General features: G+C 70.0%; 25 protein-coding genes. 17 read left to right on the top strand and 8 right to left on the bottom strand.

Translation table 11 applies throughout. The annotated features are described in order from the left end of the window. Positions 1-19: 19 nt before the first annotated feature. Positions 20-664 carry a GNAT family N-acetyltransferase gene (locus GPA03_RS20120; protein WP_170296907.1) on the bottom strand — a complete coding sequence of 215 codons (645 nt, stop codon included), beginning with the start codon at positions 662-664 and terminating at the stop codon, positions 20-22. Positions 665-756: 92 nt separating this feature from the next. Here GPA03_RS20120 and GPA03_RS20115 point away from each other — a divergent pair, with 92 nt between their 5' ends. After that, a complete protein-coding gene (locus GPA03_RS20115) occupies positions 757-1,218 on the top strand; it encodes a DUF952 domain-containing protein (RefSeq protein ID WP_241681408.1) in 462 nt (153 codons plus the stop codon). A gap of 122 nt (positions 1,219-1,340) precedes the next feature. Here GPA03_RS20115 and GPA03_RS20110 read toward each other — a convergent pair whose 3' ends face one another. Next, positions 1,341-1,922, bottom strand: a complete 582-nt coding sequence (locus GPA03_RS20110; protein WP_156253854.1) for a hypothetical protein — start codon at positions 1,920-1,922, stop codon at positions 1,341-1,343. A 76-nt stretch (positions 1,923-1,998) separates the two neighbouring features. After that, complete coding sequence (locus GPA03_RS20105; protein WP_156253853.1) at positions 1,999-2,298, bottom strand: DUF1540 domain-containing protein; 300 nt, start codon at positions 2,296-2,298, stop codon at positions 1,999-2,001. A gap of 52 nt (positions 2,299-2,350) precedes the next feature. On the opposite strand from GPA03_RS20105, the gene GPA03_RS20100 reads away from it, so the two are divergent. The 7 genes from GPA03_RS20100 to GPA03_RS20070 all read left to right on the top strand — a co-directional run bounded on the left by GPA03_RS20100 (position 2,351) and on the right by GPA03_RS20070 (position 9,784). Beyond that, entirely contained in the window at positions 2,351-3,484 is a 1,134-nt protein-coding gene (locus GPA03_RS20100) for an ion transporter (protein WP_206673659.1), read from the top strand. 23 nt (positions 3,485-3,507) lie between these two features. Further along, entirely contained in the window at positions 3,508-3,909 is a 402-nt protein-coding gene (locus GPA03_RS20095) for a nitroreductase family deazaflavin-dependent oxidoreductase (protein WP_156253851.1), read from the top strand. Between the two features lie 397 nt (positions 3,910-4,306). Next, positions 4,307-5,689 carry an ABC transporter substrate-binding protein gene (locus tag GPA03_RS20090; protein ID WP_156253850.1) on the top strand — a complete coding sequence of 461 codons (1,383 nt, stop codon included), beginning with the start codon at positions 4,307-4,309 and terminating at the stop codon, positions 5,687-5,689. Continuing rightward, entirely contained in the window at positions 5,686-6,636 is a 951-nt protein-coding gene (locus GPA03_RS20085) for a carbohydrate ABC transporter permease (protein ID WP_156253849.1), read from the top strand. Before GPA03_RS20090 ends, GPA03_RS20085 begins: the two co-directional genes overlap by 4 nt. A gap of 14 nt (positions 6,637-6,650) precedes the next feature. Then, the gene (locus tag GPA03_RS20080) at positions 6,651-7,508 is read left to right on the top strand and encodes a carbohydrate ABC transporter permease (protein WP_156253848.1); all 858 of its coding nucleotides are present in this window, start codon (positions 6,651-6,653) and stop codon (positions 7,506-7,508) included. A gap of 11 nt (positions 7,509-7,519) precedes the next feature. Then, positions 7,520-8,749 (top strand): glycoside hydrolase family 32 protein, encoded by a 1,230-nt coding sequence (locus GPA03_RS20075; protein ID WP_162458447.1) that lies wholly within the window; start codon positions 7,520-7,522, stop codon positions 8,747-8,749. Between the two features lie 9 nt (positions 8,750-8,758). Then, the gene (locus GPA03_RS20070; RefSeq protein WP_156253846.1) at positions 8,759-9,784 is read left to right on the top strand and encodes a LacI family DNA-binding transcriptional regulator; all 1,026 of its coding nucleotides are present in this window, start codon (positions 8,759-8,761) and stop codon (positions 9,782-9,784) included. Positions 9,785-9,820: 36 nt separating this feature from the next. Here GPA03_RS20070 and GPA03_RS20065 read toward each other — a convergent pair whose 3' ends face one another. After that, complete coding sequence (locus tag GPA03_RS20065; RefSeq protein WP_156253845.1) at positions 9,821-10,825, bottom strand: hypothetical protein; 1,005 nt, start codon at positions 10,823-10,825, stop codon at positions 9,821-9,823. 412 nt (positions 10,826-11,237) lie between these two features. On the opposite strand from GPA03_RS20065, the gene GPA03_RS20060 reads away from it, so the two are divergent. From GPA03_RS20060 to GPA03_RS20030, 7 genes are read left to right on the top strand one after another with little or no spacing between them, the layout of a single operon-like run. Further along, positions 11,238-12,086, top strand: a complete 849-nt coding sequence (locus tag GPA03_RS20060) for a nitrilase-related carbon-nitrogen hydrolase (RefSeq protein ID WP_156253844.1) — start codon at positions 11,238-11,240, stop codon at positions 12,084-12,086. A gap of 13 nt (positions 12,087-12,099) precedes the next feature. Further along, a complete protein-coding gene (gene hydA, locus GPA03_RS20055; protein ID WP_156253843.1) occupies positions 12,100-13,536 on the top strand; it encodes a dihydropyrimidinase in 1,437 nt (478 codons plus the stop codon). An 11-nt stretch (positions 13,537-13,547) separates the two neighbouring features. Further along, positions 13,548-14,582: a TIGR03842 family LLM class F420-dependent oxidoreductase gene (locus tag GPA03_RS20050; protein WP_156253842.1), complete on the top strand. Its 1,035-nt coding sequence runs from the start codon at positions 13,548-13,550 to the stop codon at positions 14,580-14,582. Positions 14,583-14,601: 19 nt separating this feature from the next. Then, the gene (locus GPA03_RS20045; RefSeq protein ID WP_156253841.1) at positions 14,602-15,522 is read left to right on the top strand and encodes an ABC transporter permease; all 921 of its coding nucleotides are present in this window, start codon (positions 14,602-14,604) and stop codon (positions 15,520-15,522) included. Further along, positions 15,519-16,346: an ABC transporter ATP-binding protein gene (locus GPA03_RS20040; protein ID WP_156253840.1), complete on the top strand. Its 828-nt coding sequence runs from the start codon at positions 15,519-15,521 to the stop codon at positions 16,344-16,346. The genes GPA03_RS20045 and GPA03_RS20040 overlap by 4 nt, the downstream gene beginning before the upstream one ends. A 32-nt stretch (positions 16,347-16,378) precedes the next feature. Then, positions 16,379-17,143 (top strand): ABC transporter permease, encoded by a 765-nt coding sequence (locus GPA03_RS20035; protein ID WP_156253839.1) that lies wholly within the window; start codon positions 16,379-16,381, stop codon positions 17,141-17,143. Between the two features lie 51 nt (positions 17,144-17,194). Further along, positions 17,195-18,352, top strand: coding sequence for an ABC transporter substrate-binding protein (locus GPA03_RS20030; protein WP_156253838.1), 1,158 nt, complete (start codon positions 17,195-17,197; stop codon positions 18,350-18,352). A gap of 7 nt (positions 18,353-18,359) precedes the next feature. Here GPA03_RS20030 and GPA03_RS20025 read toward each other — a convergent pair whose 3' ends face one another. The 3 genes from GPA03_RS20025 to GPA03_RS20015 all read right to left on the bottom strand — a co-directional run bounded on the left by GPA03_RS20025 (position 18,360) and on the right by GPA03_RS20015 (position 20,424). Next, on the bottom strand, positions 18,360-19,130 hold the full coding sequence (locus GPA03_RS20025; protein ID WP_241681407.1) for an SDR family oxidoreductase: 771 nt from the start codon (positions 19,128-19,130) through the stop codon (positions 18,360-18,362). A 75-nt stretch (positions 19,131-19,205) separates the two neighbouring features. After that, on the bottom strand, positions 19,206-19,571 hold the full coding sequence (locus GPA03_RS20020) for a sigma-70 family RNA polymerase sigma factor family protein (RefSeq protein ID WP_156253837.1): 366 nt from the start codon (positions 19,569-19,571) through the stop codon (positions 19,206-19,208). Beyond that, positions 19,549-20,424: an RNA polymerase sigma-70 factor gene (locus GPA03_RS20015; RefSeq protein WP_156253836.1), complete on the bottom strand. Its 876-nt coding sequence runs from the start codon at positions 20,422-20,424 to the stop codon at positions 19,549-19,551. Before GPA03_RS20015 ends, GPA03_RS20020 begins: the two co-directional genes overlap by 23 nt. Before the next feature lie 199 nt (positions 20,425-20,623). On the opposite strand from GPA03_RS20015, the gene GPA03_RS20010 reads away from it, so the two are divergent. Both GPA03_RS20010 and GPA03_RS20005 read left to right on the top strand, forming a co-directional pair. Next, complete coding sequence (locus tag GPA03_RS20010) at positions 20,624-21,958, top strand: aspartate aminotransferase family protein (RefSeq protein ID WP_156253835.1); 1,335 nt, start codon at positions 20,624-20,626, stop codon at positions 21,956-21,958. Between the two features lies 1 nt (position 21,959). Then, positions 21,960-23,459, top strand: a complete 1,500-nt coding sequence (locus GPA03_RS20005; protein ID WP_156253834.1) for a CoA-acylating methylmalonate-semialdehyde dehydrogenase — start codon at positions 21,960-21,962, stop codon at positions 23,457-23,459. An 8-nt stretch (positions 23,460-23,467) separates the two neighbouring features. On the opposite strand, the gene pdxR is transcribed toward GPA03_RS20005, so the two are convergent. Then, positions 23,468-24,892: a MocR-like pyridoxine biosynthesis transcription factor PdxR gene (gene pdxR / locus GPA03_RS20000; protein WP_156253833.1), complete on the bottom strand. Its 1,425-nt coding sequence runs from the start codon at positions 24,890-24,892 to the stop codon at positions 23,468-23,470. Positions 24,893-24,959 lie beyond the last annotated feature (67 nt).

The following is a 24,959-nucleotide window of genomic DNA, read 5'->3' as shown; positions in this document are numbered from 1 at the left end:
CGCCCGAGGCGTCAGCGGGTCAGAGGCCGATGAGCCTGCGCACCGCGGCCGCGCCCTCCACCTCGATCGGCTCCCCGCGCACGAAGGTCTCCGGCGTGAGCCGCAGCGCCAGGTGCTCGGCCATCTCGCCGTCGCGGCGCTTCTTGCGACTGATCCCGTTGTCGGCGTAGCCGACCTTGTGGCTGACGGCGATCGAGGCCGGGTTGTCGAGGAATGCGCCCGAGGTGACCTCGTCGGCGTCGAGATGGTCGAACACGAACGCGCACATCGCCTGCCGCATCCGGGTGCCGATGCCGCTGCCCTGGTGCTCGATCCCGAGCCAGGACCCGGTCTCGCCGGTGCGGGTCACCAGGTAGTCGCTGGTGCCGAAGCCCTGGCAGCCCACGAGCTCGCCGTCGACCCACACACCCAGCTCGAGCGACCAGGCCGCGGGCGAGAAGCGAGCACGCACGCCCCAGTGGTACTGCGCCATCCCGAGCGGGATCTGCTCGACCGGCATATCGGTCCACGGGTGGTAGAACGGCATCCGCTCGGGCGGGTGCACGCCACCCTGGGCCAGGACGCCGAGCGCGGCGAGATCGCCGTCGGTCAAGCCACGCAGCTCGAGAGAACCCGCGGTGATCCGTAGGCCGAGCACCGGGTAGACATCGCTGATCACGCTCATCGAGCGAGCGTCGCAGCCGCCGCACCGCCTCCGCAAACGCATTCCGCGGGGTAGCGTGCGAGGCGTGCCCGCTCGCCGCAGGTCGTGCTGCTGTGCTCGAACCCCGTGACCTCGACCCTCGCGCCACACTGCCCGCCCGGCTCGGCGCAGGCGGCCCGGTGAACGCGCGGCCGGTCGATCCCGTGACACACCTCGCGCTTGCCGCCGACTGGGCGGCGGCGCAGGTCGCCGGGGTCTACGAGGTGTCCACGCGGGGGCGTTCGCTCGCACAGGAGGGCTTCGTGCACGCCGCGTTCCCGCACCAGGTCGACGGCGTGGCTCGGCGCTTCTACGCCGACGTCACCGAGCCGCTGGTCCTGCTGGAGATCGATCCCGGCGCGCTCGATGCGGAGGTCGTCGTCGAGGCCGGGGATCCTGCCGACCCGAGCAGCGAGCGGTTCCCGCACGTGTACGGGCCGATCCCCGTCAGCGCGGTGGTCTCCGCGCGGCCGTTCGCGCTACCGGAGCGGGCGGCGCAGCCCCAGCCACCCGACGCCGAGGACCAGCGCCGCTGACACCCGGGGCGATCGCGTTCCACGAGGGTGGCGTGCCACCAGCCGTAGCGGCACCGCGGCCCTGACCTGCGCGAGAACGGCGAGCAGCAGCCAGCGAACGTGTCTCCCGCGCCGAGTCGGCGTCAGCCGCCCGATGTCGTCTCGCGCCGCCGGCGGACCCGCACGTCACGGACGAGCAGCACCGCCATCGCCGCAATCACGACGCCGAGCACGACCGTCCCCCACGGAACGCCGGCGCGAGGCAGCTCAGCGCCGCCGGGCTCGGGCGTCGAGGACTCCCAGCCGGCGATCGCCTCGGCGGCCTCCGGCATCTGGATCGGCAACGGGATGCTCGAGCAGACATCGCTGCTGAAGGTCGGCGTCTGCCCGCGCAGGAACAGCAGATAGCTGCGGCCCGCGGCTGCGCCGTCGAGCCCGCCACCGCCGCTCTCGACGGCGATCAGCTCCTGGACCGATCCGTCGAAGACCTCGGAGATCTCGACCCAGTACGTCACGGGCTCGCCCGAGGACTGCAGGCCGAACCAGCTCCCGGAGCGATCGATCTCGACGATGGTGCCGATCGCAGTGGCGTCGGCGTCGTCGCGCATCTGCTCGACGGATCGCGATTCGCAGCCGGCGAAGGCGGGCTGCGGTGCGGCGAGGGTCAGGGCGAGTCCCCACGCGCAGGCGAGGGCCCCGAGGAGGCCCACCAGCCACGCGCGCACACGTCGAGCGTGGCACGCGGGACCGACTCGGGCCAGCACGGTCGTGTCACGATCCGTGCCGGCCCGAGAGTGCGGATCAGCGGGGCTGGAAGGTGAGGCAGTCAGCGAGGTCGTTGCCGGCGCCGATGCGCACCGCGGTGGCGGTGCAGCTGAGGTTCTCGTTGTACGTGCAGTTGGCGCGCTGACAGGCGCCGACGCTCGCGAGAACCGTGTCGAGCCCACCCTTGACGTTGAGCGGGATGAAGGTGGCGCACTGGGCGTCGCCACCGACGCCCGCGATCGTGACCGCACCCGCGTGGCAGCTCGAGTGGTCGTTGTAGGAGCAGCCGGACACGGTGCACTCAGACACCTGGGGCAGCTCGGCAAGGGTAGCCATGACATTCCTCCGGTCCGGGGCAAACAATTGCTATCCAGAATAGGAGCCTTCGATGCGAAAAGATAGCAAGGAGAGGCTTACCTACCGACTAGCAGAATGTGCACGATACGCTTTTCGAAATGGCGTCGTTATTCAATTGCTCAGCCTTTCGGATATGCAGGCGTCGAGCCTCGCACCGAACGCGCCCGGGCCCGAGCGGGCAGTTCTGCCACTTGTCGAGGTCGCGCGGTACCCACCACTCTTGCGTCGGCCCTGCCCCTACCAGCAGCTGCGGACGTACATGACGACCACGAGCACCGACAGACCGGCGCCCATCGACGAGGCAACCCCTGAAGCCGAGCCGGCAACCTCGCATCGCTGGTTCGGCCGCGCAGCGATGGGCCGCTGGATCGAGTCACCGCCTGTTCAGAACGTGATCATCGCCGTCATCGTTCTCAACGCCGCGACACTCGGGTTCGAGACCTCCGACGCCGTGATGGGCCGGTACGGCGACGCGCTCCACCTGCTCGACAAGATCTGCCTCGCGATCTTCGTCGCCGAGCTCGGAATCAAGCTGTACGCATTCCGCCTGGCGTTCTTCCGGACGAGCTGGAACGTGTTCGACCTGCTCGTCGTGGGCATCGCCCTGATCCCCGGTTCGGGGGCTTTCGGCGTGCTCCGGTCGCTCCGGGTGCTGCGAGTGCTGCGCCTGATCTCGATGGTGCCGCAACTGCGACGAGTCGTCGAGGCGCTGGTCAAGGCCGTGCCGGGGATTCTGTCGATCGGCGCACTTCTGCTGCTGCTGTTCTACGTCTGCGGCGTCATGGCCACGATGCTGTTCAAGGACACCTTTCCGGAGGAGTTCGGCAACCTCTCCGCCTCCCTGTTCAGCCTCTTCCAGATCATGACGCTCGACAACTGGAGCGGGATCGCACGCGGAATGCTCGACGTCCACCCGTGGGCACCGGTCTTCTTCGTCCCCTACATCCTGCTCAGCGCTTTCACGGTGCTGAACCTCTTCATCGCCGTGATCGTCGACGCGATGCAGCACCTGCGCAGCGACGCCGACGCCGCGGCGGAACCGACCGGGGATCCGGCCGAGCCCGAGCCACCCGCGGCGGCTGCGCCGTCGAGCATCGATGGCGAGATTCGCGCGCTGCGTCAGCAGCTCAGCGAGCTCACGGAGCTGGTTCGCTCCCGCTCCTGAGCGCTGCGTGGCACGATCGAACGATGGTGCTGCCGAGGCGACTCGCCCTCCTCAACAAGCACGTCACCAACCGCGCGCTGCGGCACCTGGTCGGGCTCGGGCCGTTCGCTGAGATCGAGCACGTCGGGCGCCGCTCGGGAGGCACCTACCGCACCACGCTGCTGGCATTCCGCGACGACGAGAGCGTGACCGTCGCGCTCACCTACGGGTCCGACGTCGACTGGCTCAAGAACCTGCGCGCCGCCGGCGGCGGGCGGATGCGGCTACGCGGCGACCTGGTGATCCTCGGTGCCCCGCACGCGATCTCGACGGCGGAGGGACTCTCCCGGATGCCCGTCGGGCCCAGGCAGATCCTCCCGCTCGCGAAGGTCGGGGAGTTCGTCGAGTTCCCCGTGCTCAGCGTCCGCCGCCCCACCCGGAGCTGACCCAGCCCCGAGGCGGCCTCCGGCCCGAGCCGACCCCTGCCCCGTGCGCGCACTCCTGCCCTCGGCCTGCCCCTGACCGCCGAGTTCGTCCCAGATCGGCCAGTTCGGTGGGTGCACCCGACGAACTCGACGGTCTGCAACGAACTGGGCGGGGCCGGCGCGCAGGGCGGGGCCGGCGCGCAGGGCGGGGCCAGCGCGCAGGGCGGGGCCGGCGCGCAGGGGGTCGGCGCGCAGGGCGGGCTCGGGACGGTCGGCACACGACGCTGTCGCCACCCCTCTTGACACGTGTCTGGTTGCCGTGTCACGCTAGCGTTCACCTCGACCTGACACGTGTCTGATCCTCAGGTCGCCCGGCGGGCAGCGACCCGCGCACCACAACGATGTGAGGAGCAACCGGATGGATCTCAGCCGCCGAGCCGTGCTCGGACTTGCAGGCCTGGGGGCGGTCGGAACCGCGCTCTCGGCTCCACGCCTCATCGCCTCGGACATCCCGGGGCGAGGCGATGACGTGCTGACCGTCGCCATCCTCGGCAACGCCCAGGATGCCGCTGCTCGCGCGAGCCTCGTCGCCGCCTTCAACGAGGTGCACCCCGACATCGGCGTCCGCATCATGCCGATCCAAGGCCAGGACTGGGGCAACTTCTTCGCGAAGATCCTCACCCTCGTGGCCGCTGGGACACCGCCAGACGTCGTCGTCGTCGCCACCGAGGGGGCACAGCTGTTCGCGGACCGGCTCGCGCACCCCCTCGACGACTTCGTCAAGCGCGACGCCGCCGACCTCAAGGACTACTTCGAGGACGTCAACCCCTCACTGATCGAGTCCTTCATGTACGAGGGCAGCCTCTACCAGCTGCCGATCGACTTCAACGCCGCGAACGTGTACTACAGCTCTAGCGCCTTGGAGAACGCCGGGCTCGAGCGGCCGCCGGACGACTGGAACCACGAGGACTTCCTGCGCTACGCGCGTGCGATGGGCGGGGCGAGCACCGGCTCGTTCCTCCCGTTCTTCTGGACGAACCGGCTGTGGGGCGGGGTGGTGCCGTGGCTGTACGTGAACGACACCAGCTTCCTCGCCGAGACCACAGCGCCCGGGGGCGACTGGCTCTGGGACACCTTCTACCCCGGGGAGAGCGGCCGCTCGGGCGGCTATCGCTGGCTCGAGCCGAACGCCGACGACCCCCGGGTGTTCGAGAGCTTCGACTACCTGCGAACGATCGTCGCCGAGGGACTGGGCTCCAGCCCCGCCCAGGGCGGCGGTGGCGAGCTGGTGGCCAGGTTCGCCCAGGGTCAGATCGGCATGACACCCGCGGGCGGGTTCTGGGTCCAGGGCCTCGCCGAGGGCGGCATGAGCCCCACCGACTACGACGTGTCTTTCTTCCCGCAGTGGCGGGGCCAGCGGCACCAGTTCGGCGCCGCGGGCTACGCGATGATGTCGACGTCGGAGCGCAAGGACGAGGCGTGGGAGTGGATCAAGTTCTGCACCACGCGTGAGGGCATGCAGCTCGCGTTCCCCACGCCCAACACCACCCCGGTACGGCGCTCGATGTGCAACGAGTCCCTCTACGGCGAGATCGGCCCCGCCCACTGGAAGGTCTTCTACGACACCCTCGACACACTGCCCAGCGGACCCATTCCGGCACCGCCGCAGCAGGCCGCCGTCGAGACGGCACTGATCAAGAACGTCGTCGGTGCCGTCACAGCCGGCTCCGACGCCGGTGTCCGATCCGCGCTCGGAACCCTGCAGCGCGACCTCGCCCTGGCCCTGAGGAGGTCGGCATGAGCGCCACCGTTGCTCCCACACCTGCGGTCGCCGAAGCTCCCAAGGCCGCACCCACATCCGTGCCTCGCGCAGACCGCCGTGCCACGCGGTGGCTGACCTGGCTGTTCCTGGCGCCCACGCTGCTGGGCCTCGGGCTCTTCACGATGGTCCCGATCCTCGGCTCGATCCTGCTCGCGTTCTTCCGGTGGGACATCATCACCTCGCCCCAGTTCGTGGGTCTGGCCAACTTCGCCGAGCTCGCAACCGACCCCACCGTGCGGGTCTCGTTCCTCAACACCTTCGGGTTCGTGATCATCGCGGTGACGCTGCAGCTGGCGGTCGCGCTGTTCCTTGCGCTGCTGGTGCAGTCCCGGATGCCGGCCTGGCTGCGCACGTTCTTCCGGTCCGCGTTCTTCTTCCCGCTGATCCTGTCGGCCGCCTCGGTCTCGCTCGTGATGGCATACCTGTTCAACGCCGAGTTCGGGCTGGTCAACCAGGTGCTGGCAGCGGTCAACCTGCCGGAGGTGGGATGGCTGACCACGCCAGCGGGCGCGATCGCCGTCGTCATCCTCGTGTACGTGTGGCAGAACTTCGGCTTCACCTTCCTGCTCTTCGTGGGTGGCCTCGCCTCGATCCCGCGCGATGTGTACGAGGCCTCCTCGATCGATGGAGCCACCGGCTGGAAGCAGTTCCGCGCGATCACCTTGCCGCTGCTGTCGCCGACCGTGCTGGTGGCCTCGGTGATGGCGATCATCTCGGCGCTGCAGATCTTCGACCAGCCCTACGTGCTCACCCGCGGTGGCCCCGGCGATGCGACCCGGACAGCCGTGATGGTGATCTTCGAGTCCGCCTTCCAGCAGCTCGAGTTCGGTCGCGCGTCGGCCATCGGCATCGTGCTCACGCTCATCATCATCGGCGTGACCGCGCTGCAGTTCCGCCTCTCCCGCCGCTTCGTCTTCTACAGCTGAGCCGAGGAACCGACATGACTACTGCAACCTTTCCTGGGGTCAGCACCCCACCGATCCGACGCAACCGCGAGCGTGGCGGTCTCGGCAGCGCGGGCAAGATCGTCGTGATGGCGGTCGCTGCCTTCCTCACCCTCGGCCCTGTCGTGTGGACCCTGTGGACCTCGCTGACACCGCTCGATGCCGCCAGCGGCGAGCCGTCGCTCGGTCTGGGCGCCTACGCCGACGTGTTCACGCAGGTCGACATGTGGCTCCTGGTCTGGAACAGCGCCCTGGTCACCGGCCTGTGCGCCGCCGGGCAGATGATCACCGCGGCGATGGCGGGTTACGTGTTCGCCAAGATGGAGTTCCGTGGCAAGGGCCTGCTGTTCGGCCTGGTTCTCGCCACCATGATGGTCCCGATGCAGGTGACGATCGTGCCGGTGTTCCTGCTGATCCGTGGCATGGGCCTGGCGGACACCCTGCTGGCCCTGATCATCCCGGCGCTGCCGACGGCGTTCGGCACCTTCCTCATGCGGCAGTACTTCCTCGGGCTCCCGCACGAGCTCGGCGAGGCCGCAGCGCTCGACGGCGCAGGTCCGTTCCGCACGTTCTTCTCGGTGTTCGCACCGCTCGCCGCCCCCGGCCTGGCGATCGTGGGCATCCTCGCCTTCAACTATCACTGGAACGAGTTCTTCCGCCCGCTGATCATGCTGATCAGCGAGCAGAACTTCACGCTCCCGCTCGGGCTCGTGACGCTCCAGGGCAACCTGGGCACCGGCAGCGTCGCCACGGTCCTCGCGGGCGTCGTCCTCTCGATGATCCCGGCGCTGGTGGTGTTCGTCATCGGCAACAAGCCGTTGCGTGAGGGCCTGACCGCCGGCAGCAACAAATGACTGGAGATTCTGTGAACGACCCCGCCTTTCCGACCCTGCACGGGCGGCCCCCGTCCGGCTGGATCAACGACCCCAACGGATGCTCGCGCATCGATGGCACCTGGCACGTGTACTACCAGCACAACCCGAACGCGCCCGTGCACTCCGACATCCACTGGGGCCACATGTCCTCCTCGGACCTGCTGCACTGGACGACGGAGCCCATCGCGCTGGCGCCCCGCCCCGGCGGCCCGGACGAGAAGGGCTGCTGGTCGGGGACCCTCACCGACGACGACGGCGTCCCCACCGCCGTCTTCACGGGTGTGGACGGCGGAGGTCGCCCCAGCACCGTGCTGGCGCGGTCCGACCGGGCTGCGCGTGTCTTCACCCGTGACGAGCCGCCGGTCGCGGGGCTCCCGCGCGACCCCGCCCTGACGGACGTGCGGGACCCGTTCATCTTCACCTTCGACGGCCACCGATGGGCTGTGCAGGGTGCTGGTGCGCCGGGCGGCGTCGGCGAGGTGCTGCTCTACTCCTGCGACGACCTGACCCGCTGGGAGGAGGTCGGCACGCTGCTGCGCGCCGACCACCCGGTGGTGGCCGACACGGTCCGGGCCGACATCTGGGAGTGCCCCAGCCTGGTGCAGGTGGGAACCGACTGGGTGCTGATCGTCAGCCTGTGGCGGCACGTCGACGGCGGGCATCTCCTGGACTCGGTGCGCTGGATCCTGGGTGACCTTGCCCGCGAGGGCGACGCCGCGCCGTCGTTCTCGCCCCGCGCAGCGGGCCGACTCGACTCGGGCGACGCGTTCTACGCGCCCCAGGCACTCGCCGTCGACGGCCGGGTACTGCTCTGGGGGTGGTCCTGGGAGACGGACCACGGCAGCGAGCGGTTCGCCACGGCGCCGTGGCACGGCGTGCTGACCTACCCGCGCGAGCTCGGCGTGATCGAGGACCGGGTGGTGCTCCGGCCCGCGGCCGAGCTGGTCGGGCTGCGGGTGGGCGGCGCCGATCCCGACGACCTGCCCGGCGCCTTCGAGATCGTGGCCGAGCCGGCCCGGGCGGTGGCGCTCACGCTCGACGGCGAGCCGTGCTGGCCCGCCGAGCTGGCGGTCAGCCGGGTCCTCGTGGACGGCAGCCTCGTCGAGGTGTTCACGGCAAACGGCGGGAGCTTCACCACGCGCGCGTACCCCACGGCGGGATCGAGGTGGGAGCTCGCCGGAGACCTGACCGATGTGCAGATCCATGGGCTGGGGCTGTAGAACGAGCACATGAGTCGCAAGCCCACCGCCAAGGACGTGGCCGCGCGCGCCGGGGTCGCACGGAGCGCCGTGTCGATGGTGATGAACGGGCACGACGCCGGCATGGTCGCGCCCGACAAGCGGCAGCTGATCCTCGATGCCGCCGCCGAGCTGGGCTACACCCCCCACAGCGTGGCCCGCAGCCTCCGGAACCAGCGGACGCACACGATCGGGCTGGTCACCGACCAGATCGCGTCCTCGGCGTTCGGTGGCCAGCTGATCCGTGCCGCCACCGATGTCGCGATGGAGGCGGGCTACCTGCTCCTCACCGTCGACATCCACGGAGATGCGAGCCGTGAGGGCCCCGCGTACGAGGCGCTGCGGCACCGTGAGGTCGATGCGTTCATGTTCGCCGCGCTGTCGCTACGGACGTACGACCCGCCGACACAGATGCGTGAGCGTCCCTCCATGCTGGCGAACTGCTTCGACCCCAGCGGTGTGATCCCGGGCGTGATCGCCGACGAGGTCGAGGGCGGCCGCCGGGCTGCGCAGCTGCTGCTGGATGCCGGTCACCGGGATGTCGTGGTGCTGGCCGGCGACCCGCCCCTGGTGGCGATGCCGCGGCGGCTCGCCGGCATCACCGCCGCGTTCGAGGCGGTCGGGGCACCGGCGCCTCGCGTCGTGACCAGTGGGTCAGGGTGGGAGATCTCCAACGGGATCCGGGCCGCCACGGAGGCACTGTCGCAGCCGCAGCGGCCCACCGGCCTGCTCTGTGCCAACGACCGGGTGGCGAACGGTGCGTATCTCGCGGCGGCGCGGCTCGGCCTGGACGTCCCCGGCGATGTCTCGATCGTCGGTTACGACGACGACGAGAACGTCGCCCAGCGACTCCTTCCCGGACTCACCACGATCGCGCTGCCTCACCATGAGATCGGTGCCACCGCCATGTCCGCGCTCATCGCGCACCTCGACGACGGCGCTCCCCTGCCGGACTCGGATCGGCTCCTCCCCTGCGAACCGGTGCCGCGGGACTCGGTACGACCGCTGCACGGTTAGCCCTCGGCTGCGGCTCCTGCGCGACGAACCCGACGGTCACAGGCGAACTCGGCGATCCATCAGCTCCAGCCGCGGCTCCAGGTGCACGGCCTTCGGCACCGCTCGAAGCAGTCGCCGGAACGCCTTGTCGGGATCGTCCCGCTTGTCGTGCCGCGTGAAGCGCACGACATCGCCGCTCGTGGCCTGCTTCAGCAGCTGCTCACGGTCGGTCTGAGCGACGATCGCAGCGCCCACACGGTCGTCGTCGTCGTCCTCGTACTTGTCCATGCCGTCGTACTCGGCCATGAGCGGTCCGAGATCCGGCCACATGAGATCCGGGTAGAGGATGCCGCGTGCGGTGCCCACCGGGAGCTGCAGCTCGGGGATCGGGAACCCGTGGGCGAGCGAGACCCAACGGAGCCACGACTCCGGGCCTGACTCGGCGAACCCGTTCGCGTGCTCCATGACGGCGCGAGCACGTCGGACGTGGCGCACCGGACCTCGCCGCGCGAGGCGCTCGAGCAGCTCCGCTCGGCACTGTTCCTGGCGCGTGATCGACTCGGCCCGTTCGAATCTGCTCACGTTCGCCATGGTGCGGAGCGCGGCGTCGACGATCGGGAGCGATATCCACGGTGGGTATGCGAGCGCGCAGTCGACCGCTGTGCGTGCGTGCCCGGTCACCGGCAGCCCTTTCACGTCGATGATGTCCTCGTCGGGGATGTCGGGGCAGAAGTGTCGGACGATGTCGGCCGACATGCCGGGGCCGGACCGGAACCGCTGCCCGATGTGGACGTGCGAAGCGACCGGGCCAGGCCATTCGTGGATGAACGCCGCGGTCTCGTGCGTGAACGCGAACCAGCTGGAGAGCGTGCTCGCCACGGCTCTGGACCGTGCCTCGAGGTGCGCCGCGTCCACCTGCCACCGCTTCATCTCAGACGGAACGGGTGGTACGTACGCTCCGTACCGGAGTCGTTCGATGTCGCCCCTGCGGAGCACGGGTCGCAGCTCGTCGAAGCCGTAGGACGACGTCAGGTACAGGGGAATCGTGCGGTGCGAAGCCATGCCCTACGGTCGCCCGCGAGAACGCCGCCGCGCCGAGGCCGCGAGGGGTGCTGTGGACGACGGTGCATCGGCGTGCATCTGTGGAGACGCAACCCCTCCCGCCCCTCAGGACCCGGCACCGGACGCCGAGTGCGGTCCAGACCGGCGAGTTCGGTGGGAGCACCCGACGAACTCACCGATCAGCGACGAACTCGCGGGGTAGGGGCCGGTGGAGGGGGCAGACTGCGCCAGCCTGCCGGGCCGGACTCCCGGGGCGGGCAGCCAGCACTCGCACGGGCTGGAGGTCGCCGTCGGACCCGAGGTCACGCCAAGGTCACGCCTCGGTCACGCATCTGTGGAAACGGCCCCGAAATCTACGGGCACCAGCATGATGGGCGGATCACATCTCCGACCCACCTACTGGAGGTTTCCGTTGGCAACCGTGCGAGCCGCGATCAGTCAGACGACCTGGACCGGCGACAAGGACTCGATGCTGGACAAGCACGAGCAGTTCGCTCGCGATGCAGCGGCGCAGGGCGCCCAGGTGATCTCGTTCCAGGAGCTGTTCTACGGGCCCTACTTCGGGATCACGCAGGACCAGAAGTACTACCGCTACGCCGAGCCCGCCGACGGGCCGATCGTGCAGCGGTTTGCCGCGCTCGCCAAGGAGCTGGGGCTGGTCTCGGTGCTGCCGATCTACGAGGAGGCGCAGACGGGGGTCTACTACAACACCGCCGTCGTGGTCGACGCTGACGGCTCGATCCTGGGCACGTATCGCAAGAACCACATCCCGCACCTGGAGAAGTTCTGGGAGAAGTTCTACTTCCGCCCGGGCAACCAGGGGTACCCGGTGTTCGAGACCGCCGTCGGCAAGGTCGGGGTCTACATCTGCTATGACCGTCACTTCCCCGAGGGGTGGCGCGAGCTCGGGCTGAACGGTGCGCACATGGTCTTCAACCCGAACGCGACCAAGCCGGGGCTGTCCAACCGGCTGTGGGAGGTCGAGGGACCGTGCGCCGCGGTCGCGAACGGCTACTTCGTGCTGCAGCCGAACCGGGTGGGTCTGGAGGACAACGAGTACGGCGAGGAGGCCGTGAACTTCTACGGCACCAGCCAGGTCATCGACCCGCGCGGGAACTTCGTCGGCGAGCGGGGCAGCGCCGAGCACGAGGAGCTGCTGATCCGCGACCTCGACATGGACATGGTCCAGCAGATGCGTGACGACTGGCAGTTCTACCGCGATCGCCGCCCCGACTCCTACGCGCGCATCGCCCAGGCCTGAGGAAGGAGAGCAGATGAGCACCCTGCTGATCACCGGCGGCACCGTTGTCTCCGCGACCGGCCGCACCGAGGCCGACGTCCTGGTCGACGGCGAGAAGATCGTCGCCGTCCTGGCACCCGGCTCCACCGTCCTCGGGCACGACCTGGCGGGCTCTGTCGACAAGGTCGTCGACGCGAGCGGCAAGTACGTCATCCCCGGCGGCATCGACGCCCACACCCACATGGAGCTGCCGTTCGGCGGCACGAACGCCTCCGACACCTTCGAGTCCGGCACGACCGCAGCCGCCTGGGGTGGCACCACGTCGATCATCGACTTCGCCGTGCAGCGCTACGGGGAGCGCGTCGAGGACGGCCTGGCCGCCTGGCACGAGAAGGCGGGCGGCAACTGCGCCATCGACTACGGCTTCCATCAGATCATCGGCGGCGTGGACGAGCTCTCGCTCAAGTCGATGGAGCTCCTCGTCGAGGAGGGCATCACGTCCTACAAGCTCTTCATGGCGTATCCCGGGGTGTTCTACTCCGACGACGCGCAGATCCTGAAGGCGATGCAGAAGGCCGCCGACCTCGGCCTGCTGACGATGATGCACGCGGAGAACGGCCCCGCGATCGACGTGCTCGCCGAGCAGCTCTACAACGCCGGCAACACCTCGCCCTACTACCACGGCATCGCACGCGCCTGGCAGATGGAGGAGGAGGCCACGCACCGGGCGATCATGCTCGCCGACGTCACCGGGGCGCCGCTGTACGTGGTGCATGTGTCCGCCAAGCAGGCGGTCGAGCAGCTCGCGGCCGCTCGCGACCGCGGCAAGAACGTCTTCGGCGAGACCTGTCCCCAGTACCTGTACCTGTCGCTGGAGGACCAGCTGGGAGCGCGGAGCCAGGAGTGGGGTGAGTTCGAGGGCGCCAAGTGGGTGTGCTCGACGCCGTTGCGCAGCCGCGAGGAAGGTCACCAGCACGCGATGTGGCAGGGGTTGCGGACCAACGATCTCCAGATGGTCTCCACCGACCACTGCCCGTTCTGCATGAAGGACCAGAAGGAGCTCGGCGCCGGCGACTTCCGCGCCATCCCCAACGGCATCGGCTCGATCGAGCACCGGATGGACCTGATGTACCAGGGTGTGGTGACCGGTGAGATCACCCTGGAGCGTTGGGTCGAGCTGACGTCCGCGACGCCGGCCCGCATGTTCGGTCTGTACGGCCGCAAGGGTGTGATCGCGCCGGGCGCCGATGCCGACGTGGTCGTCTACGACCCGTTGGGGCACACCTCGATCGGGTATGGCAAGACCCATCACATGAACATGGACTACTCCGCGTGGGAGGGCTTCGAGATCGACGGCCACGTCGACGTGGTGATCTCGCGGGGGGCGGTGCTGGTCAGCGACGGGCAGTTCCACGGCCGTGCGGGCCACGGCAGCTACCTCAAGCGCGGCCTGAGCCAGTACCTGATCTGAGGAGCAACCTGATGGATTTCGGTGTCGTCCTGCAGACCAACCCGCCCGCGTGGCGGACCGTGGGCCTGGCCAAGCAGGCCGAGGAGCACGGCTTCGACTACGTGTGGACGTTCGACTCGCACCTGCTGTGGCAGGAGCCGTACGTCATCTACTCCGCGATCCTCGCCGAGACCAGGCGGGTGATCGTGGGACCGATGGTCACCAACCCCTCGACGCGGGACGCGACCGTGACGGCGTCCGTCTTCGCCACGCTCAACGAGATGTACGGCAACCGCACCGTGTGCGGTATCGGCCGTGGCGACTCGGCGGTGCGGGTGCTGGGCGGCAGACCGGCCAACTTGCAGGCGGTCCGCGACGCCACGCACGTGATCCGCGAGCTGGCGAACTGCCGGGCGGTCGAGATCAACGGCGCGACGCTGCAGTTCCCGTGGGCCAGGACGTCGGAGCTCGAGGTGTGGATGGCCGCGTACGGCCCGCTCGCCCTGAAGACCACCGGTGAGGTCGCTGACGGCTACATCCTTCAGCTCGCCGACGTCGACATCGCGCGCTGGATGATCGAGGCCGTGCGCAAGAGTGCCGAGGATGTGGGCCGCGACCCCGATGCCATCACGTTCTGCGTGGCCGCCCCCGCGTACGTGGGATCCGAGGACCAGCTGCAGCACATGCGTGACGAGTGCCGGTGGTTCGGCGGCATGGTGGGCAACCACGTGGCGGACATCGTCGCCCGTTACGGCGCCGACGGCGGCACCGGCAACCCCATCCCGCAGGCGCTCACCGACTACATCCAGGGGCGCAAGGGCTACGACTACAACCAGCACGGCCGGTCCGGCAACACGCATGCCGAGTTCGTACCCGACGACATCGTCGACCGGTTCTGCCTCCTCGGCACCCCCGAGCAGCACATCGCCAAGCTCGAGGACCTCAAGGCGATCGGCGTGGACCAGTTCGCGGTCTACCTCCAGCACGACAACAAGGAGGAGACGATGCGGGTCTACGGCGAGTCGATCATCCCGCACCTGCGTGAGCACGTGACGGCGAAGGCATGACGGCGCAGCAGGCACGCGCGTGACCACCGAGCAGGCATCGCTACGGACCGGGCGGCCGCGCGCGCGGACCCGTGGTGCCCAGCTGCGAGCCACGGCGTTCGGCCTGCTCGGGATCATCTCCGTCGCGGTGCTCTGGGAGGTGTACAAGGCGGTCGCACCCGAGAACGGCGTCGTGATCGCTGGCACCCGGGTCCTGCCCCGCACCACCGACCTCGCGATGCCGCACACCTGGGAGATGGTCGCGCGGCTGCTCGAGCCGACCACCAGCCAGGCGGGTGCCGCGCCGCTGTGGCTGACCGTGGCCGAGGCAGCGCTGCTCTCGCTCGGCATCGCGGCGGTCGGATGGCTGGTGGGCACCGTGGTGGGCGTCGGGCTGGGGCTGCTGATGCAGTTCTTCCAGGTGGTCGAACGCGGGCTGCTGCCGTGGATCGTGCTCAGCCAGACCGTGCCGCTGATCGCCTTCGCGCCGGTGGTGCGCAGCTGGGGCAGCCGCATCGAGATCCTGGGCTGGCAGTGGCCGCAGTGGCTCTCGGTCGCGGTGATCGCGAGCTATCTGGCGTTCTTCCCGGTCGCGATCGGGATGCTCAAGGGGCTGCAGTCGCCGCAGCGCACCCACCTGGAGCTGATGCACACCTACGCCGCGAGCCGCTGGGCCACGCTGCGCACGGTGCGGCTGCCGGCCGCTGTTCCCTACCTGCTGCCCGCCCTCCGGCTGGGGGCTGCGAGCGCGGTGGTGGGCACGGTCGTCGCCGAGGTGTCCACCGGCTACCTCGACGGCATCGGCCGCCAGCTCATCTCGTTCGCCGGTCAGGCCTCCGGGGATCCCGCCAAGGCATGGGCACCGATCTTCGGCGCGATCGCGCTCGGACTGGTCGCGGCAGGACTGGTGGGCCTGATCGGACTCGCCTTGAGGACCTATCGACGTGGAGAAGCCGCATGAGCACGACGACCGAGGAGACGAGCAGCGAGGCAGCTGTGGTCGCGACCGGGATCGGCAAGACCTTCGACACCAGGGACGGCGAGGTGCAGGCACTCACCGGCGTCGACCTCGAGATCACCGCAGGAGAGTTCGTCTCCCTGATCGGTCCCTCCGGCTGCGGCAAGTCCACGCTGATGAGGCTGATCGCCGACCTCGACTCCCCGACCGAGGGCACGCTCGAGGTCTTCGGCAAGTCGCCCGCGCAAGCGCGCCGTGACCAGGACTACGGGATCGCGTTCCAGCAGGCGGGGCTGCTGCCGTGGCGCACCGTGGGAGCCAACATCGGCGTCCCGCTGGAGCTGCACGGCGTGGCGAGGCCGGACCGTGAGAAGCGGGTCGCCGAGCTGGCCGAGCTGGTCGGGCTCACCGACTTCATCGACCGCTACCCCGACCAGCTCTCGGGTGGCATGCAGCAGCGCGTCGCGATCGCCCGGTCGCTCGCCGAGCAGCCGCGCCTGCTGCTGATGGACGAACCCTTCGGGGCGCTCGACGAGATGACGCGCGAGCGGATGCAGGCCGAGCTCGCGCGGATCGTCGGCGAGTCCGGCGCCGCCGTGGTGTTCGTGACGCACTCGATCCCGGAGGCGGTGTTCCTCTCCGACCGGGTCGTCGTGCTGTCGGCGCGGCCCGGGCGGATCACGGGGGTCGTCGACATCGGGATCGGCCGCGACGTCCACCGTGACGAGGCGCTCCGCGAGACGGCGGGCTTCTTCGAGAAGGTCACCGAGGTGCGCGAAGCCCTCCACGGCACACCTGTGACAGCCGCCGCGCGAGAGGCACGCTGATGTCAGTGCTCGACGGCGGAGCTCGCCCACGCATGGACAGGGCCTCTCGCATCGGGGTGCCGATCGCCGTGGGGCTCCTCGGTCTGGGGGTGTGGCAGCTCCTCGTCGGGGTCGTGGGGGTCTCGGCGTACCTCCTGCCGAGCCCCGCCGAGATCGTCGGGGAGTGGCGGGCGAACGTCGGCCCCATCGCCGAGGCCACATGGATCACGGGAAGCAACGCCGTGCTGGGCCTGATCGTCGGCGCGGCGTTCGCGGTGCTGCTGGCGGCCCTCGCCTCCCGGTTCCGCTGGTTCGACCAGATGCTCGTGCCCGTGGTCGCGGCGCTGGCCGTGGTCCCGATCGTGGCGCTCGCGCCCGTGCTGAACTCGATGTTCGGCGCGGACAGCGAGATCGGTCGCCGCACGATCGCCGCGATCGCCTCGTTCGTGCCGGTGTTCCTCAACAGCCTCCGCGGGCTCCGGCAGACCACGCCCCTGCACCGCGACCTCATGCGCGCCTACGCCGCCTCCGGGTCGCAGACCTTCCGGCTCCTCACACTGCCGGCGGCCGCGCCGTACGTGGTGACCGGCCTCCGGGTGGCCAGCTCGCTCGCCGTCATCTCCGCGCTGGTGGCCGAGTACTTCGGTGGGCCACGCGGCGGCCTCGGCGCCTTCATCTCGACATCGGCCGCGACGAGCGCGTACGCACGCGCGTGGGCGTACGTCGGGGCCTCGATCCTGCTCGGGCTCGGCCTGTACCTCCTGACCGTCGCCCTCGAGCGGGGCGTCAACCGGCTGCTCGCCGGCGGTGCCCGCTAAGCCTCCCCTCTGCCCCGTGATGCCTCACCCACCCCCGAAAGGACCACCACCATGAAGATGACACGACGCGCGTTCGCCGCGGGCGCGGGCGGCATGACCCTCGCTGCGTTCCTCGCCGCCTGCAGCGACACCGGCGGCGGCAACGGTGGCGGTACCGGTGGCGGAGGCGGTGAGGGCGGCGAGCTCACCCCGGTGAAGCTGCAACTGCAGTGGCTGCCGCAGGCTCAGTTCGCGGGCTACTTCGCAGCCGCCGATCAGGGCTTCTTCGAGGAGGAGGGGCTCGAGGTCGAGATCATCCCGTCCGGTGGTGACATCGTGCCTCAGGACGCCCTGGCCAGCGGCAACGCCGACTTCTGCATCGCCTGGGTACCGAAGGTGCTCGGCTCGATCGAGCAGGGGGCGAACCTCACGAACATCGGGCAGATCTTCCAGCGCTCGGGCACGCTGCAGGTGGCGTTCAAGGACTCCGGCATCACCACGGTCGCCGACTTCGAGGGCAAGCGCATCGGGTCGTGGGGCTTCGGCAACGAGTGGGAGATCTTCGCCGCGATGGCAGCCGAGGGCCTGGACTCCACCACGGTCGAGATCGTCACGCAGGACTTCAACATGAACGCGTTCCTGCAGGGTGACATCGACGCGGCGCAGGCGATGACCTACAACGAGTGGGCGCAGGTGCTCGAGACGATGAACCCCGCCACGGGCGCGCTCTACACGCCCGAGGAGTTCGACGTCATCTCCTACCAGGAGACCCCGGGCGGCATGCTGCAGGATGCGATCTGGGCCGACCAGGGCCGCCTCGCCGACGACGCCGACTACGAGGCGACCGCCGTCTCCTTGCTGAAGGCCGTGATCAAGGGCTGGGCGTACGCCCGCGACAACGTCGAGTCGGCCGCGGAGATCACGATCGCCGCCGGGTCCACATGGGGCCCGAGCCACGAGCTGTGGATGGCGAACGAGACGAACAAGCTGATCTGGCCCTCCGCCAACGGCATCGGTGTCATCGATGCCGACGCGTGGGAGCAGACGGTCTCCGGCGCCCTCGCCGCCGTCAACGAGCAGGGCCAGCACCTGATCACGGCCGAACCTCCGGAGACCGCCTACTCCAACGACTACATCGAGCAGGCGATCAGCGACCTCGGCTCCGACGTCGACACCACGGGCGACGGATTCCAGCCGATCGACGTCACCCTCGCCGAGGGTGGGAACTGAGGGGTCCTCAGGCGCTCGGTGCCGGGTTGGCGGGCAGCCACTCCTCGAGGGTGGTGGTGAAGAGCTCGGCGCCCTCGACCGGGATCAGCGTCCGCTCGGCGACCCGCGCGCCGTAGTAATGCGCGTCGTCGTCGCGCACGACGGGGCGCGGGTCGCCGCGGAAGGCGAGCCCGCGGCGCACGAGCTCGTCGAGCCCGAGCTGCTCCGGCCCGGCCACCTCGACGTCACCTCGGGGCTCACCAGCAGCAGCCCGCGCCACCGCGGTCGCCACGTCCTCGGCGGCCATCGGCTGCACGAGCGCGCCGGGCAGCCGCACCGTGGTGCCGTCGGTGGAGATGTCGGCGATGCTGCCGAGGAACTCGAAGAACTGGGTGGCGTGCACGAGGGTGTAGTGCTGACCGGAGTCGCGGATAAGCTTCTCCTGCGCCGCCTTGCCCGCGAAGTACCCGATCTCCTGCGGCCGGTTCGTGCCCACGATCGTCAGTGCCACATGGTGCTTCACGCCGGCCTCACGCTCAGCGACGATCAGGTTGGTGGTGGACGTCGTGAAGAAGTCCCGCACGGCCGCCGGCTCGAAGGACGGTGAGTTCGAGACGTCGACGACGACGTCTGCCCCCGCCAGGGCCTCGGCCAGGCCCTCGCCCGTGATCGAGTTGACGCCCGTGGCCGGTGCAGCCGCGACCGCCTCGTGCCCGTGCTCGCTCAGCTTGGCCACGACCTTGGAGCCGATCAGCCCGGTGCCACCGATGACGACGATCTTCATGTCACTGTCCTTCATGTCGTTCGACTGTGCGCCGGTCCCGGCGCTCACCAGACCTGACAACGCAGAGGTTCGATCTGTGACAGCAGCCGCTCAGGTGATGTTCCAGTGGCCCAGCTTGGCGGGCGCAGTCACCATCCACAGCCGGTCGATCCGCTGCCGTCGCGTCGCGAGGCAGAGCACACCCACGACCCGTCCGTCACGTCGCATCACCACCCCCGGCGAGCCGTTCACACCGGCGACGGCGAGCGCACCATCCGGGGGCAGTAGCTCGACCAAGGCGGCCGCGACTTCCCCCGCACGCCGCACGAGGCGACCGCCCGCACCGATCTCTGCACCGCCGTCGACCACCAGCTCGACGTCACGATGCAGGATCGTGGCGATCTCGGTGGGGTCACGCTGCTCCCACACGACCCGCAGCTCGCGGGCGAGCCGGTCACCGCGGCGTCGTCGCCACATGGCCCAGCTTGTCCGGACTCATGACCCAGATCAGCTGGTCGATGCCGCTCGCCGAGGCGCTGATGGTCAGCAACGTGGTGATCACGCCCGCCTCGCGCAGCGCCACACCCGGCTGACCGTTGACCACGACCGTGTCGATCGTCTTGCCGGTCCAGAAGTGGCTGGAGAACGAGGCCACGAAGGCCGCCACCCGAGCCCTGCCGCTCATCGGCCTGCGTGCGGCGAGCTTGACGCCGTTGCCATCGGTGCGGCTGACCACGTCGACGGCGAACAGCTGCTCGAGCGCAGCCGTGTCACCGGCCCGAGCAGCCGCCAGGAACGTCTCCAGCAGCCGCCGCTGCGCCCCGAACGCGACGCTCGAGCGACGCTCGGCCGCCACGTGCTTGCGTGCCCGGCTGACGAGCTGCCGGGCGGCGGCGGTGCTGCTCTCCACGATCTCCGCGATCCGGTCGTAGGGGTAGTCGAACGCCTCCCGCAGCACGTAGGCGGCGCGTTCGGCGGGGCTGAGCCGCTCCAGCAGGATCAGCACCGCGTACTGCAGCGCCTCGGTGTTCTCGGCTCCGAGCGACGGGTCGTCCTCGGTGCTCACCGGCTCGGGCAGCCACGGGCCGATGTAGGTCTCGCGGCGCACGCGCGCCGACGTCAGGGCGTTGATCGACAGCCGCGTGGTGATCGTGGTGAGGAAGGCGACGGGTTCCCGGACGGTCTCGCGGTTGACGCCCTGCCACCTGATCCACGCCTCCTGCACGACGTCCTCGGCGTCGGCGATGCTGCCGAGCATCCGGTAGGCGATGCCGAACAGCCGTGGTCGTGCGTGCTCGAACTCGGCTGCCGCCCGCTCCAGCTCACCCATCGACCCGCCTCCTCTCGCCGACTCGGGTCCCGTCACGATCTTGACCGGACAGGGGTCGGATCTGTGACGGCCGGGCCGGTCCTCGCGAAAGCCGCGAACGCCGTCATGGCCCCCATCCTCTCGCCGGTGGGGCATCCTGGACCTACGACAGTGGTGTCGCCGTCTCTCGGCGCGCCCCGGAGAAAGAGGAGTCGCTGGCATGACTGAGGTGCCCCAGACAGGGCTGGACGATCTCGACGCCCTGGCGCTCGAGCTCGACAAGACCCATGTCTTCCACTCGTGGTCCGCACAGGCCTCGCTCAAGCCGATCTCGATCGCTGGTGGTAGCGGCAGCACCGTCTGGGACCACAGCGGGCGGCGCTACCTCGACTTCTCCAGCCAGCTCGTCAACGTCAACATCGGCTACGCGCACCCTGCGGTCGTCGCGGCCATCCAGGACCAGGCGGCCACGCTCGCCACGATCGGCCCGGCCACAGCCAACCTCACCCGCGGCGAGGCGGCCAAGCGGATCCTGGCCCAGGCGCCGTCGGGCATGAGCAAGGTGTTCTTCACCAACGGTGGTGCCGACGCGGTCGAGAACGCGATGCGCATGGCCCGCCTGCACACCGGGCGGCGCAAGATCGTCTCCCGCTACCGCAGCTACCACGGCAACACCGGTGGCGCGGTGGTCGCCACCGGAGACTGGCGGCGACTGCCGAACGAGTACGCGATCGGCCACGTCCACGCGTTCGGTCCCTACCTGTACCGCACCGAGTTCTGGGCCACCACCCCTGAGGAGGAGGCCGAGCGCGCGCTGCACCACCTGCGACGCGTCGTCCAGGTCGAGGGTCCCGACGACGTGGCCGCGATCCTTCTCGAGACCATCCCCGGCACCGCCGGCATCATCCCGCCGCCGCCCGGCTACCTCGAGGGTGTCCGTGCGCTCGCGGACGAGTACGGGATCATGCTGATCCTCGACGAGGTGATGGCCGGCTTCGGTCGCACCGGCGAGTGGTTCGCGCTCGACAACTACGACGTGCGCCCCGACCTCATCACGTTCGCGAAGGGCGTCAACTCCGGCTACGTGCCGGTCGGCGGCGTGATCATCTCCGAGGAGATCACGAAGACCTTCGACGACCGGGTCTTTCCCGGTGGCCTCACCTACTCGGGGCACCCGCTGGCGGCAGCCTCGATCGTGGCGTCGATCGACGCGATGGCCCACGAGGGCATCGTGGCGAACGCCAAGCAGATCGGCGCCGACGTGCTCGGCCCCGCGCTGGCCGAGCTCGCCGACAGGCACCCGGTGATCGGCGAGGCCCGGGGGCTGGGGGTGTTCTGGGCGCTGGAGCTGGTGGCCGACGCCGAGACCCGCGCACCCCTGCCGGCAGCCGAGATCGCGTTCGCCAAGGCCGCGCTGCTCGAGCGGGGCCTGCTGCCCTTTACGGCCGACAACCGCATCCACGTGGTGCCGCCCTGCGTCGTCACCGCTGACGAGGTCGCGCAGGCGATCGCCACCTATGACGAGGTCCTCACCCTGATGGACGGAAGGCTCTGACATGACTGGCACCGAGATGCTCGACCACTGGATCGACGGCGGCCCGGATGCGGGGTCCGGGACGCGGAGCGGGCCGGTCTACGACCCGGCCAAGGGCATCGTGGCCAAGCAGGTGCGGTTCGGCACCGCGGGCGATGTGGACCGCGCGGTGCAGGCCGCCGCGAAGGCCTTCACGAGCTGGGGCAACGCGTCGATCGCGAAGCGGCAGCAGGTGCTGTTCGCGTTCCGTGAGCTTCTCAACGCTCGCCGCAGCGAGCTGGCCGAGATCCTGACGGCGGAGCACGGGAAGGTGCTGTCCGATGCCGCTGGGGAGATCGCGCGCGGGCTGGAGGTCGTCGAGTTCGCGTGCGGCATGCCGCACCTGACCAAGGGCACGTACTCGCTGAACGCGAGCACCGACGTCGACGTCTACACGGTGAAGGAGCCGCTCGGGGTGGTGGGCATCATCAGCCCCTTCAACTTCCCGGCGATGGTGCCGCTCTGGTTCTTCCCGATCGCGATCGCAGCCGGCAACACGGTGGTGCTCAAGCCCAGCGAGAAGGACCCGACCTCGGCGAGCTGGATGGCCGGGCTGCTGAAGGAGGCCGGGCTGCCGGACGGCGTCTTCAACGTGGTGCACGGCGACAAGGAGGCCGTGGACGCGCTGCTGGAGCATCCCGAGGTGTCAGCGATCTCGTTCGTGGGCTCGACGCCGATCGCGCGGCACGTGTACGAGACCGCCACCAGGGCGGGCAAGCGCGTGCAGGCGCTCGGTGGTGCGAAGAACCACATGCTCGTGCTGCCCGACGCCGACCTCGACCTCGCCGCCGACGCGGCCGTCAACGCCGGCTTCGGCTCCGCCGGTGAGCGCTGCATGGCGATCTCGGTGCTGGTGGCCGTGGATCCGGTCGGCGACGACCTCATCGGGAAGATCACCGAACGGATGGCCACGCTCCGCACCGGCGACGGCCGCGGCGAGGCCGACATGGGTCCCCTGATCACACGTGAGCACCGCGACAAGGTGGCGGGCTACCTCGACGTGGCGAGCAAGGACGGCGCCACCGTGGTGGTCGACGGCCGCGGTGTGAGGGCCGACGGCGAGGCCGACGGGTTCTGGCTCGGCCCCTGCCTGGTCGACAACGTGCCTACCTCCTCGACCGTGTACACCGACGAGATCTTCGGGCCCGTCCTCTCGGTCGTGCGGGTCGGGTCCTACGCCGAGGGCGTCGAGCTGATCAACTCGGTCCCCTACGGCAACGGTACGGCCATCTTCACCAACGACGGCGGTGCCGCCCGGCGCTTCCAGCGTGACGTGGAGGTGGGCATGGTCGGGGTCAACGTGCCGATCCCGGTCCCGGTCGCGTACCACTCGTTCGGCGGCTGGAAGGCGTCGATGTTCGGTGACGCCAAGGCATACGGTCCGCACGGCGTCGAGTTCTTCACGCGGGACAAGACCATCACCAGCCGCTGGCTCGACCCGAGCCACGGCGGTCTCAACCTCGGGTTCCCGCAGAACGACTGACGCCGGGCTCAGCCACGAGCTCGCGCGCAGGCCGCGAGCAGCGCCACGGCGTCGGGCAGGCGGCCGTCGGCGAGGTTGCCGTACCCGAGCACGAGGCGCCGCGAGGACGCCGACGGCGCCGCCTCGTACCGCCGCATGTCGGTGATGCCCACATCGAGCTCGGCCGCGGCGCGCACCACGTCCGCTGCGTCCGGCGACTCGGGCCCGAGCTCCAGGACGAGGTGGAGGCCGGCGGCGAGGCCGGACATCGTCGCCGTCGGCAGGCACGTCTCGATCGCTGCGACGACGGTGTCGTGCCGCCGCCGGTAGCGCAGCCGCGCCGCCCGCAGGTGCCGGTCGTACGCACCGGAGGTCAGCATCTCGGTCATCGCGAGCTGGGCGAGGACCGACGGCGCCTCCCCGGCGGACGCCGTCAACGACTCGCGCCAGCTCGCCGGGGCCACCATCCAGCCGATCCCGAACGCCGGGGACATCGTCTTGCTCGTCGAGCCGAGCAGCAGCACCCGGCCCGGGTCGAGCCGTTGCAGCGCCGCGACCGGCCGGCGGTCGTAGCGAAACTCGGCGTCGTAGTCGTCCTCGATGACGATGCCGTCGGCCTCGCGCGCCCACGCCAGCAGGGCCTCGCGCCGCTCCCCGGCCAGCGGCACCCCGAGCGGGAACTGGTGCGCCGGCGTGACCACGGCGGCGCGGGCACCGGTGGCTTCCGCCGACCGCACCAGGGCGCCGACATCGATCCCGGCGTCGTCCACCGGGACCGGCACCGGGGTCAGCCCGGCCCGCTGGGCCACGTCGCGCAGCATCGGCCAGCAGGGATCCTCGACGAGCAGGTGCGTGTGCCCTGCTGCCCGCAGCGCGGCCCCGACGCGGCCCATCGCATCGGTGGCTCCGCGTGTGATGACGACGGCGGCGGCCGGGGCGTCCACCATCCGCGCCTCTCGGAGGTGGTCGGCCACGGCCGTGCGGGTGGCCGGGTGCCCGGCCGCCGGTGCGGTCGCGAAGTCGTCGTTGGTCGCCTTGGCGAGCGCGTCACGCATCGCGCGTGTCCACGCCTCGCGCGGGACGTGCCGCAGGTCGGCGACGCCCGGTCGGAGGTCGTAGCTGGGCCGCCTGGGAAGTGGTGGCACGGGGCCCGCCAGCTCTCGCTCGCCGCCGGGGCTGCTCGGCGGCCGTGTCCGCGCCACGCGGGTGCCGGCTCCGACCCGTGCTTCCAGCACGCCCTCCGCCACGAGCTGTTCGTAGACCTGGGTGACCACCCATCGTGAGACGCCGAGGGTCTCGGCCATCCGGCGGCTCGGTGGCAGCATGGTGCCCTCCGGCACCTCTCCCGACCTCACGGCACGGCGGAGCCCTTGCTCTACCCGGGTGACCAGCGGTCCGTCGGCCTCGAGGTCGAGGAGCGTGTGCCACGCCAGATTGGTCTGGCTTGCCAGCATGAGATTGGACAGTACACCCAGACCGATATCGACCTAGCGTGGCGGCACACGACAGGAGGAGGCACGG

The organism is Pseudactinotalea terrae (assembly GCF_009733845.1).
Taxonomy (GTDB): Bacteria; Actinomycetota; Actinomycetes; order Actinomycetales; family Beutenbergiaceae; genus Pseudactinotalea; species Pseudactinotalea terrae.
Note: the sequence above shows the minus strand (reverse complement) of the source record. Positions and strands in the feature narration are given on the sequence as shown.